The organism is Acinetobacter sp. UBA6526, assembly GCF_002434875.1.
Taxonomy (GTDB): Bacteria; Pseudomonadota; Gammaproteobacteria; order Pseudomonadales; family Moraxellaceae; genus Acinetobacter; species Acinetobacter venetianus.
Genome location: NZ_DJLC01000091.1, coordinates 1 through 11,293 on the forward strand (window position 1 = coordinate 1; position 11,293 = coordinate 11,293).

General features: G+C 39.1%; 11 protein-coding genes. 5 read left to right on the forward strand and 6 right to left on the reverse strand.

Going from position 1 to position 11,293, the window contains the following annotated elements; all coding sequences use genetic code 11:
* Positions 1 to 863: aromatic amino acid transaminase (locus B4237_RS05865; RefSeq protein ID WP_286942123.1), on the forward strand; the 863-nt coding region annotated here is incomplete at its 5' end.
* Between the two features lie 169 nt (positions 864 to 1,032).
* Positions 1,033 to 2,199 carry an MFS transporter gene (locus B4237_RS05870; RefSeq protein WP_278595465.1) on the forward strand — a complete coding sequence of 389 codons (1,167 nt, stop codon included), beginning with the start codon at positions 1,033 to 1,035 and terminating at the stop codon, positions 2,197 to 2,199.
* 7 nt (positions 2,200 to 2,206) lie between these two features.
* On the opposite strand, the gene B4237_RS05875 is transcribed toward B4237_RS05870, so the two are convergent.
* A complete protein-coding gene (locus B4237_RS05875) occupies positions 2,207 to 3,697 on the reverse strand; it encodes an amidase (RefSeq protein WP_278595464.1) in 1,491 nt (496 codons plus the stop codon).
* Between the two features lie 203 nt (positions 3,698 to 3,900).
* Between B4237_RS05875 and B4237_RS05880 the strand changes: the two genes are divergently transcribed.
* Positions 3,901 to 4,371, forward strand: coding sequence for a hypothetical protein (locus tag B4237_RS05880; protein ID WP_004879275.1), 471 nt, complete (start codon positions 3,901 to 3,903; stop codon positions 4,369 to 4,371).
* Between the two features lie 47 nt (positions 4,372 to 4,418).
* On the opposite strand, the gene accC is transcribed toward B4237_RS05880, so the two are convergent.
* From accC to B4237_RS05905, 5 genes are all read right to left on the reverse strand, one after another.
* Positions 4,419 to 5,783 carry an acetyl-CoA carboxylase biotin carboxylase subunit gene (gene accC / locus B4237_RS05885; protein WP_004879277.1) on the reverse strand — a complete coding sequence of 455 codons (1,365 nt, stop codon included), beginning with the start codon at positions 5,781 to 5,783 and terminating at the stop codon, positions 4,419 to 4,421.
* 17 nt (positions 5,784 to 5,800) lie between these two features.
* Positions 5,801 to 6,220: an acetyl-CoA carboxylase biotin carboxyl carrier protein gene (gene accB / locus B4237_RS05890; protein ID WP_004879279.1), complete on the reverse strand. Its 420-nt coding sequence runs from the start codon at positions 6,218 to 6,220 to the stop codon at positions 5,801 to 5,803.
* A gap of 27 nt (positions 6,221 to 6,247) precedes the next feature.
* On the reverse strand, positions 6,248 to 6,697 hold the full coding sequence (gene aroQ, locus B4237_RS05895) for a type II 3-dehydroquinate dehydratase (protein ID WP_278595463.1): 450 nt from the start codon (positions 6,695 to 6,697) through the stop codon (positions 6,248 to 6,250).
* A gap of 739 nt (positions 6,698 to 7,436) precedes the next feature.
* Positions 7,437 to 8,474: an ABC transporter substrate-binding protein gene (locus B4237_RS05900; protein WP_278595462.1), complete on the reverse strand. Its 1,038-nt coding sequence runs from the start codon at positions 8,472 to 8,474 to the stop codon at positions 7,437 to 7,439.
* Positions 8,475 to 9,065 carry an ANTAR domain-containing response regulator gene (locus tag B4237_RS05905; RefSeq protein WP_061525114.1) on the reverse strand — a complete coding sequence of 197 codons (591 nt, stop codon included), beginning with the start codon at positions 9,063 to 9,065 and terminating at the stop codon, positions 8,475 to 8,477. It abuts the gene before it with no gap.
* A gap of 519 nt (positions 9,066 to 9,584) precedes the next feature.
* Between B4237_RS05905 and B4237_RS05910 the strand changes: the two genes are divergently transcribed.
* Entirely contained in the window at positions 9,585 to 10,937 is a 1,353-nt protein-coding gene (locus tag B4237_RS05910; RefSeq protein WP_374974188.1) for an MFS transporter, read from the forward strand.
* Positions 10,938 to 10,964: 27 nt separating this feature from the next.
* A partial coding sequence (locus tag B4237_RS05915; RefSeq protein WP_286942133.1) for an FAD-dependent oxidoreductase occupies positions 10,965 to 11,293 on the forward strand: 329 nt, incomplete at its 3' end.

Genomic DNA, 11,293 nt, shown 5'->3' on the forward strand with positions numbered 1-11,293 from the left:
TAAAAACTTATTTTCCAAATTCAGAAGTTTGGGTGAGCCAACCAACGTGGGATAACCATGTTGCGATCTTCAACGGTGCTGGCATCAAGAGCAACTTCTATCCATATTTTGATGCTGAAACACGTGGTGTTGATTTTGATGGGATGTTATCGACATTAAAAACTTTGCCAGAGCAAAGCATCGTGTTATTACATCCTTGCTGCCACAACCCGACAGGCGCGGATTTAAATCCAGCACAATGGGATCAAGTGATAGCAGTGTTAAAAGAGCGTAATCTGATTCCATTCCTCGACATCGCTTATCAAGGTTTTGGTGATGGTATGGAACAAGATGCTTATGCAATCCGCGCCTTAGACCAAGCGGGCTTGAACTTTATTGTCAGCAACTCGTTCTCTAAAATTTTCTCACTGTATGGTGAGCGTGTTGGTGGTTTAACTTTCGTATGTGATGATGCTGAAGCCGCAAAATGCACATTCGGCCAGTTAAAAGCAACAGTACGTCGTATCTACTCTAGCCCACCAACAACAGGTGCATGGTTGGTTGATCAAGTACTCAATGACGCCGATCTCAACCAACAATGGCAGGGCGAAGTCAAAGAGATGCGTGAGCGTATTATAAAAATGCGTAGCATCCTCAAAGATGAACTGACCAAAGCCTTACCTGATCGTGACTTTAGTTACCTTGTAAACCAAAAAGGGATGTTCAGCTACACAGGTTTGACAGGCGAGCAAGTGGACACACTGCGTGAAGAATATGCAATTTACCTTGTTCGTAGTGGCCGTATTTGTGTGGCTGGTTTAAACATGAATAATGTTTATAAAGTTGGCAAAGCAATGGCTGAAGTATTGGCGAAGTCAGCTTGATACCATCAAGAAAATAGAGCCGAGAGGCTCTATTTTTTTATAAAAATAAAGAAAAAGTATTGATCATTCTCTATCTAGAGTTAAGAACTCAATGTTTAAATAAGATAGAATTATAAAAATATATCATCTCTTTCCAGCTCGGCATTAAGCCACCAAAGGGTTTCTTAAATTGTTGCAATCATTGAATATTAAAACCCGACTCGGTGGTTTTTACTTTTTCTACTATTCAATTGTTGGCACGTTCATGCCTTATTGGAATCTTTATCTACAAGATCAAGGTTTTAATTATCAAGAAATCGGTATTTTATCTTCGATTGCGATCATTACTCGTTTTTTTGCACCATTTATTTGGGGGTGGGTTGCTGATAAATCAGGTAAAAGAATGCTTTTGGTTCGTATTGCAACTTGGATGGAAGCATGCATTTGGTTTGCGATTTTTATTATTCCAAATAGTTTTCAAGCCGTGGCTTTACTGATGCTGATTTTTAGCTTTTTTCAAAATGCAATTTTGGCACAATTTGAAGGGGTCACTTTATTTTGGTTAGGCGAAAAGAGAGCTGAGCTGTATGGAAAGATACGTAAATGGGGATCTGTGGGTTTTATCGTAGGTGTGTTTGCGATAGGAGCATTGTTAGAAGTTATTCCGATTTCTATGTTACCGATTTTACTGTTATCCGTTTCATTTTTAGCCTTTTTATGGTCTTTTAGCATTAAAGAGCCAGAACATGCGCCAAGCTCACAAAGAAAATTAGAACCGTTATTGCCGATTTTAAAAAAGCCGATGATTGCGGCATTTTTCACAATTGAATTTATTTTGCTTTTTTCACAAGCACCATTTTACAGTTTTTATAGTAATTTTCTGAAAGAAATTGGGTTTAGTACTACACAGATCGGCTCATTATGGGCGACAGGCGTTATTGCTGAAATTGTCATGTTTGCGATCGCTCAAAAAGTCTTTTTTACTCGATTCTCATGGCGATCACTGGTCATCATTTGTTTGCTATTTACGAGCTTGCGTTGGTTTTTAGTGGGAATGCTTGGAGCTAATTTTATAGGACAACTTCTTGCACAATGTTTACATGCATTTAGTTTTGGCTTATTCCATTTGATTGCAATGAAAGTTATTTTCCAAAACTTTTCAGCAGAACAGCAGGGACGTGGTCAAGCACTCTATAGCACGATGTGGGGATTAGGCGTTGCATCAGGTAGTTTATTAGCGGGACATTATTGGCAGATTTTTTCAGGCTCGACGATATTTCTCTGTGCGAGTATCGTCGTGCTATTGGGCTTAATGTTGGTGATTTGGCTGCCGAATCAAGTTGAAACAACAGCCTAATAATCATTTAGATTTTTATCTTTTGATATTCTGGCATCCAAGGTTGTGCCTGTTCAAGCTGAGCAGCAAGTTGCAGTAAACGATCTTCTCGACCAAAAGGTGCAATAAATTGACTCCCTAAAGGTAAGCCATTTTTATTCCAATAGAGTGGGACAGACATTGCGGGTAAACCCGTTACATTGGCGAGTTGAGTAAACGGAACCCAGCTTAAATTATCTCTCACCATTTGCTCAACAAGCTTTCCTTGAGCTAAATAGTGTGCTTTTCCGACTTTTAATAGACCTTTTAAAATTGGCTTTTGCCAAGCAGGTGTTGCGACTTCTCCATTTTTTGGGGCAACCGAAGCAGTGGTTGGTGTTAAATATAAATCGTATTGTTCAAAGAAAAGATTCATTTGAGTACTGTAGTGTCCCCAATTATTCAAAGTATGAATATATTCTGTTGCAGTGGTTTTAGCCCCAAAAGCAGCCAAGGCAACAGAATCAAGTTCAAAATCATGATCCGTTGCACCTGACATTTGCTTAATTTGCGCTTGCATATAAGAGAATTGGCTAAACCAAGTTGTGACGAAATCTTTTGCTAATGCCATTCCATCAATTTGTGGGCGATCCTCAACCACAATATGTCCCAATGATTCCAAAAGCTTTGCTGTTTGATGAACGGCTTGAATCGCATCCTTAGATACTTTAGTGCCAATCGGTGATGCAGTATTAAATGCAATTCTTAATTTTTTAGGTGTTTGTTGAATAACATCTAAATATTTCTGGATTGGTGCTTCAATTTTAAATAGCGAAGTTTGTTCTGGACCTTGTACTGCATCTAACATAGCCGCGCTGTCTCGAACCGTTTTACTCAAGACGTGCTGCATTGCAGCACCATGCATCGCTTCACTATATTGTGGCCCCCAAGGCGTACGTCCTCGGCTCGGTTTCAAACCGAATAAACCACAATAAGAAGCTGGAATACGAATTGAACCGCCACCATCACCAGCGCCTGCAATTGGAACTAAACCACCAGCAACAGCCGATGCTGAACCACCAGAAGAGCCACCGCTATTATATTTTAAATTCCAAGGGTTATGACAAGTACCCCAAGCATCAGGTTCAGTAATGCCTTTGATCCCAAACTCAGGCGTATTGGTACGACCGAATGTAATAATACCTGTTTCTTCCCAACGATTGACAATTTCAGCATTAAAATCAGGCGTATAGTTTATATTTTTGAGTGCTTGGCTTCCGTACGAGGTTGGAATACCTTGATATTCTTGAAATAAGTCTTTGACCAGAAAGGGAACACCAGCAAACATACCTGATTTAGGTTGATGAGCACGATGTTTTGCTTGCTCGTACATTGGAATAATGACTGCATTAAGCTTTGGGTTAACCAGAGCTGTACGTTCTAATGCGATTTCCAATAACTCAGAAGGATGAACTTGTTTTTGTTTGATCAACTGAGCTAAACCTAAACCGTCGTATTGGATGTATTCAGAAAATTTCATAGCCTTTATCCCTTCAGCTAAATTTTTATAAAGTACAAAGAAATAATTTTAATCATCAAGAATACCTTAAAAAAATTAGATCACAATCAAATAAATCGTCCGACAAAAATATTGTGTTTATATGGTTATGATTAAGTGTTTTTCTTAAAAAATATGCTAAGTTAAGGCCATGGAACGTTTTAGAAGACGACTTAATTAAATCTATGAAAAATATTTATATTATTGGATTATTGTGTGCCTGCTCGACATGGACGATGGCAGAGACAGTGACAAATACAGCAACAGCGCAACAAGCAGCTAAGGCAAATGCAATTCGCGTCATTACTCGACCTGAAATTATGGGGCTGTGGGGAATGGAAATCGCAAATAATAAAAAATGTGTAGAGTACTATAACTTCCGTGGTATGAGCGATGTCGTTATCAAAAGCGGTAAAGAGTGGACATATGGTCTCTATGATTATCAACCTTCTGACGATCATAAAGAGCGATTACCAGCTCTGATTTTACAGATCAAATATGACAACAATGAAGTTGATTGTTCAGGTCAACAGCAAGATCAAACTGGTGAAGTTTCACAATATTTCGTGAAATGGGAAAATGAGCATACGATTGATTTCTGTGCCAATGAAAAAGGCGACAAGTGCTTTGCAACGTTACGCCGAGTTTTACCATAATATTTTCTAGATATAAAAAAGCCTCTTAAATTAAGAGGCTTTTTTATTTATGCTTTCTCAGCTTGTGGTTCGAGCTGTTTGAGCAAATGTTTTTCTAGATAGTGAATATCCATTGCTTGTTCACAAAAGTTTTTATCTTTTAAGATTAAGTCTTTGTGTAATGGAATATTGGTTTTAATACCGGTCAAAATCATTTCATCTAAAGCTTGACGCATACGAGATAAAGATGTTTCACGATCTTTACCATATGAAATCAATTTAGCGATCATTGAGTCATAGTACGGCGGAATGCTATAACCCTGATAAATATGAGAGTCTAAACGTATGCCAGCACCCCCCGGAGCATAGAAGCTCTCGATTTTACCGGGTGAAGGTAAGAACGTCGTTGGGTCTTCTGCATTGATACGGCATTCAATCGCATGACCTTTAACTTCGATTTGATCTTGTTCAAGTTCTAAGCCTAAACCAGCAGCAATACGAAGTTGCTGTTCAATAATATCAACACCTGTCACCATTTCAGTGACTGGATGCTCAACCTGAACACGTGTGTTCATTTCAATGAAGAAGAATTCACCTTCTTCAAATAAAAATTCAAACGTACCTGCACCACGATATTGCATCAATTTACAAGCATTTACACATGCTTCTAAAATGTCTGCACGCGCTTGTTCTGGTAGGTTTGGTGCAGGCGCTTCTTCTAACACTTTTTGATGACGACGTTGTAAAGAACAGTCTCGATCATATAAATGAATCGCGTGACCATTACCATCACCTAATACCTGTACTTCGACATGGCGAGGCTTCTGTAAGAAGCGTTCCATATACACGGTATCATCCCCGAACCACATTTCAGCATCGCGTTGAGCAGCTTGAACTGACTCGAGAAGTGTATCTACACGTTCAACAATACGCATACCACGACCGCCACCACCAGCGGCAGCTTTAACGATTAATGGGAAGCCAATTTCTTTAGCTTCAGCAAGCGCATTATTGATCGTTACGGCATGGTCACATCCAGGTACTGTCGGTACGCCTGCCTTTTTCATCGCAATAATCGCTGATACTTTATTGCCCATAAGGCGAATATGTTCAGGACGTGGACCAATGAAAATAAAACCTGAATTTTCTACAATTTCAGCAAATTCAGCATTTTCAGATAAGAAACCATAACCCGGGTGGATGGCATCAGCACCTGTAATTTCTGCAGCAGTAATAATTGCAGGAATATTTAAATAGCTTTCGCTACTTGCACCCGGCCCGATACATACTGCTTCATCAACAAAGCGTAAATGCATCAAGTCTTTATCGGCATCAGAATAAATACCAACAGTTTTAATGCCAAGAGTTTTGCAAGCCCGCGTAATGCGTAAAGCGATTTCACCACGGTTTGCAATTAATACTTTTTGCAACATAGAAATCCCCAAACTGATTAAGCACGGTAGCGGAAAAGTGGCTGACCAAATTGAATGACTTCGCCATTTTTCACTAGAATTTCTTCAATTACGCCACTTTGAGTTGCTTCAATTGGGTTCATGATCTTCATTGCTTCGATGATACCAAGCGTTTCACCCGCTGAAACAGTTTGACCTACATTTACAAACGGTGCTTCACCAGGGCTTGGAGCTGCGTAGAACACACCAACCATTGGTGAGGTTTCTACTGCGCCACGTGGTGTTTTTGCAGCAGGTGCTGCAGGCGCTGTAGCTGTAGGAGCAGCAGCAACTGGAGCAGCATAAACTGGTGTTGGACGAGTTAATGAGATGGATTGATCACCTTCCTTAACTTCAATCGCCTGTAAGTCAGATTCAATCATCAAGTCGATGAGTTTCTTGATTTTACGGATATCCATGAGTGAGCATTCCTGCAAATGTATAAATTAGTTAGAAGATTGAATTTTTTCGATAGCGTAATCGAGTGCGAAGGAGTAACCCTTAGCACCTAAGCCACAAATCACGCCGATGGCTTTATCTGATAAATACGAGTGATGACGAAATGCCTCACGTGCGTGAACATTTGACAAATGAACTTCAATAAATGGAATCGCAACGCCGAGAAGGGCATCACGTACAGCAACTGAGGTATGTGTTAGCGCAGCAGGGTTGATAATAATAAATTTTACCCCATCGTTTTGCGCTTGATGAATGCGATCTACAATCGCACCTTCCCAATTGCTTTGAAAAGTATTTATGGTTAAAGATGCATTTTGAGCTTGAGCAGTGAGTTGTTGGTTAATATCATCTAAAGTGAGATAACCATATACCTCTGGTTCGCGCTTTCCTAGCAAGTTCAAATTCGGTCCGTGAATCACCAAAATGGTTGAGCTCATTCAGCCTGCTCCAATTCTAAATCTGCAAAAGTTTTTTGCAAGATGTCTGCAAAGTTTGCTTATTATGGCACAAAATTCTGCATTTTTTTTATAATTTGTTTTAATCAGTGAAGAAATTTGCATACCAAGCATGGTGCATATAATGAAAACTTTGCAAGGAATTGGCAATGTTAAAAAATGACAAATTTTTAGATATTTTGCTTTTTGAATATTTTAAACTGAAATCCCTTATTTCGTAGAGGTGATTTGTGTAACTCGGAAGTCAAAAAAAATGAATCGCTATTTTTAGTGATGATTAGATGTACTAACTGGTGGACTAAATTATTCATTTTGTAAAAACAATGGAATAGGTAATTAGTCGAATAATTTAAGCATAAATAACTGTTTTTTATGCTTTTAGTTGATGGTTTTTGTTGGCGAGTGAGCATTAGTTTTGCACGAGTCATTCTGTTATTTGCGCTCGAATACATGAAATATCCTTATAGTCTTTATGGTTTATACAAGTCTTTATTGTTAATCATTTTCGATTCAGGTCGTTGTTTGCTCTTTATTCAATTTGCTGTGCTTAGCGATTGGCAAAAAAGCATGAATTGTGTCATTTCGGGTAGCGATTAATGACATAAAATTGTCTGAAAAAGTTAAGTTTAATCATTTAAAATCATTATTACTCAGGACTTGTTGATGATGAATGCATATCATTCTTGATTTTTGAGCTGTCTTTTTACAAAGACAGCTTTTTTTATTTTGTCATTGAAATTGCAGCAGTGTAAGTATCTAGCAAAAGACAACTAGATGCTTGAATTTCATAGGATGCTGCTCGGTCATTTGAACTGTTCCACTTTTGCATTTGTTGAAAAAGCCATTCGAAATCACTGTTTTTAGGTTCAGCCGTATTTTGCACAAAATTCCGAATGATATTTTGGATGGTATAAAACTTTTCAACATGTACATCAGCTGAGCAATTGAATTGTATGACATCAAATTCTGTCAAAAGCTCCCAAACAGGACTGAAATCCTCTAAGACTTGAAGTTCTCGTTGAGCTTTCAAAATGGCGCTGCTTAATGCAATGAGTGTATTTGGATTCTGAGCAGCCCATTCTTGAGTCACAGCAAGTACTTTATCAGCGACATTTGGCGCAACTTGTTGACTTGAACAAACGATATGGCTGAGACCTTGTAACTCAGCTTGAGTATTCCAAGGTTCTCCTACACAAAAGCCATCAATTAAATGATTACTCAGAGCTTCAACCATATACGGAGGTGGTAAGGTTTTCACTTTGATCGTATGGGCAAGTTCTGCATCAGCAAGTGCTAACCATTCTCTCAAACAATAATGATGGATCGAATGTTTGAATACATGCGCTAAAGACACTGGATTTTGCTGTTTGATATAACCAACCAATTTGTTTGCAGTAACTTGTGCAGAGTCTTGCTTTTGTATGTTGAGTTCAAAACATAGTTTTTGACTTAAGCTAATAAATGCACGATTTTCACTTAAAACCAAAGGTGTTTGTAAAGGGATACCAATTTGATCTGCACCGATTGCAGCAGCAGGTAACATTGCGGATAAACAATGTGCGGCATCTAATAAGCCGAATGCAAGACGGTCACGGAGACTTGCCCATGATGCTTCTTTGACTAATGTGACCTCTAGCCCAACTTCTTGGAAAAAGCCTCGATGTTTTGCCCACAATAACGCGGCACAATCAAGCAAAGGAATATAACCAAGTTGCAATTCGGTTTTTTCTAAGTTTCCTAATTCAACTGAATGGCTCATCTATTCATCCTTTATTTGATTATTTAACAATTCTTGGGCATCAAGCAGACGACGTGCCATTTCACCAATCGTCATACGATGACTCATTGCATTTTTGCGTAGTAACTGGAATGCAGTGTCTTCAGTCAATCCATGCAATTGCATGAGTAGAACTTTGGCTTTTTCTACATCTTTACGATCTGCAAGTTTAGTTTTTGCATCTCTGAGATCACATTCGAGTTTCTTGTGCTTTTTAAATTGTTCAATAGAAATATCTAAAATGGTATGCAAACGACTTGGGTCGATACCATCAACGATATAGGCTGTGATCCCCGCATCGACAGCTTGTTTGATGGTATCTTTATCTGTGTTTTTGGTGAAAAGGACGGTAGGTAAGTCAAAGTTACTTACACAGCTTTCAATGACATCACGATGTGGATGATCCATATCAAGCAGAATCACGTCTGCTTGAAGATGTTCTAATTTAAAAATATTCAGGTGATCGAGTGTAAAGCAAGCAACTACATCAAAGTCATGTTGTATTAAACTGTTCTTAATGTATTCCGCTCGAGCCTGATCATCGTCAATGAGTGCGATTTTGAGTTTCGGCATAAGTATAAAGGTCAATCTATAGATATGAGCACATGAATGTGCCGTAAGCATTGTTTTTGAAGCAATATTAGTGCCATAAAGAAATTCTTATTCGGTGCAATTACTTTATAGACTTGTTGTTTATGCGCTTTATTGTATCGCTGCTTTTGTAATGATGAAATGAAAATCGATGTTGGAATCCTTAAAAGATGGATTGTGTATCTTTATGGTGCAAAAAAAGAGTTTTTTTGAAGCATAGATGAGGATGCAATAAAACAGGTCATTATTCATAGTACATGATGTTAAAGCATGTTTTAGCATTTGTAGAGACGATGATATTTTAAAAAAATATAATAAAAACAATTTCTTAATGTTTTAATTAAAAATTAATTGTGAGTTGGCATAGCACTTGCTTATTTAATCTCAGTCAAAGACGACTTTTTAAAATTGTAAGACGGCCAACGATGTCCGATCTGATCGGTTTGTTAACACAGCTTGATGTGTCGACAAAGCAGTATACGTTCAGTATGGGAGATGGCAATGTCTTTAGATTTATCGGCGAAAAAAGCCACATCAATTAAGCTCTTTAGCTTTTCCGCACCAGCGATGCGAGCGTTTCACCTCAGTTGGCTTGCATTCTTTGTTTGTTTCTTTGCTTGGTTTGCTTGCGCGCCGTTGATGCCAGTCATTGCCGGTGAATTTCATTTAACCAAAGATCAAATCGCGAATATCAATATTGCAGCAGTTGCGATCACGATTCTTGTTCGTTTGATTGTTGGACCGCTGTGTGACAAATATGGCCCACGTAAAACGTATACCGCTTTATTACTGATTGGCAGTATTCCTGTCTTTGGTGTTGCAGCAGCGAATAGCTACGAGTCGTTCTTATTCTTCCGTTTACTCATCGGCGCAATTGGCGCGAGCTTCGTAATTACTCAATATCATACCAGTGTCATGTTTGCCCCAAATGTTGTGGGCACTGCAAATGCCGCATCAGCAGGTTGGGGTAATGCGGGTGGTGGTGCGACACAAGCGATTATGCCGCTATTGCTTTCTGCTTTGGTGATGTTTGGTGTTGAGCAAGCGATGGGTTGGAGAATTGCACTGCTTGTACCAGGGGTGATGATGCTGATTGTCGGTGTACTTTACTGGAAATTTACTCAAGACTGCCCTCAAGGTGATTACAAAGAGCTTCGTGTCCAAGGTGTTGTGGTGGGTAGCGACAAAAAAGGCGGTCTTGCAATCTTGATGCATGCAGCACGTAACTATCGTGTATGGATTCTTTTCTTCTCTTATGCAGCATGCTTCGGCATAGAAATCTTTATTCATAACATTATTGCGATGTACTACGTAGATCATTTCAGTTTTGGTTTAAAAGAAGCAGGTCTAGCGGCGGGTATCTTTGGTTTACTTGCACTATTTGCTCGCGCGCTTGGCGGTATCCTTTCAGATAGAGTCGCACTTAAAAAAGGTTTGGATGGACGTACTAAAGTTCTATTCCTTCTCATTTTAGGCGAAGGCTTATTCCTCATGCTGTTCTCTCATATGAATAGCGCAGCACTTGCAATCTTGAGCATGACCGTATTTGCACTGTTTACTCATATGGCATGTGGTGCAACCTATGCATTGGTTCCTTTTATTGATCGTGAAGCACTTGGTGGTGTAGCAGGCATCATCGGTGCAGGTGGAAACGTCGGTGCTGTTGCAGCAGGTTTCTTATTGAAAGGAATGCTCGATATTCAAACTTGTTTAATGGTTTTAGGTGGCTTGGTGGTGGTCGCAGCGAGTTCTGTCATGCTGATCCGATTTTCGGTAGAGCATAAAGAAAAAGAACAACGCTTATTCGAACAAGCAGTGTTAGAACGCGGCACAGAACAAAACAGCGCAGCTTAACCCAGATTAGATTTTAGGAGAAACACAATGAAATTAGTGATGATTGGTCACGGTATGGTGGGGCATAAATTCATCGAAGCTATCTTAGAAAAAGCTGATGATGAATTAGAAATCACAATTCTCGCTGAAGAACCACGTATCGCATACGATCGTGTACATTTAACTGAATACTTCTCTGGTAAATCAGCAAAAGATTTGTCACTTGCTCGTTTCGATTTCGCGGATGCACATGGCATTGATTTAAGACTAAATACAAAAGCGATTGCCATTGATACAGCAGATCAAACGATCACAACCAGCATGGGTGATGTGATCAGTTACGATAAGTTGGTTTTAGCAACAGGCTCTTATGCTTT

Excerpts from the sequence above, each read along its gene's own strand:
- B4237_RS05910 (WP_374974188.1), top strand. The coding sequence starts at position 9,585 with ATGTCTTTAGATTTATCGGCGAAAAAAGCCACATCAATTAAGCTCTTT.
- B4237_RS05905 (WP_061525114.1), bottom strand. The coding sequence starts at position 9,065 with ATGCCGAAACTCAAAATCGCACTCATTGACGATGATCAGGCTCGAGCG.
- B4237_RS05880 (WP_004879275.1), top strand. The coding sequence starts at position 3,901 with ATGAAAAATATTTATATTATTGGATTATTGTGTGCCTGCTCGACATGG.
- accC (WP_004879277.1), bottom strand. The coding sequence starts at position 5,783 with ATGTTGCAAAAAGTATTAATTGCAAACCGTGGTGAAATCGCTTTACGC.
- B4237_RS05875 (WP_278595464.1), bottom strand. The coding sequence starts at position 3,697 with ATGAAATTTTCTGAATACATCCAATACGACGGTTTAGGTTTAGCTCAG.
- B4237_RS05900 (WP_278595462.1), bottom strand. The coding sequence starts at position 8,474 with ATGAGCCATTCAGTTGAATTAGGAAACTTAGAAAAAACCGAATTGCAA.
- accB (WP_004879279.1), bottom strand. The coding sequence starts at position 6,220 with ATGGATATCCGTAAAATCAAGAAACTCATCGACTTGATGATTGAATCT.
- aroQ (WP_278595463.1), bottom strand. The coding sequence starts at position 6,697 with ATGAGCTCAACCATTTTGGTGATTCACGGACCGAATTTGAACTTGCTA.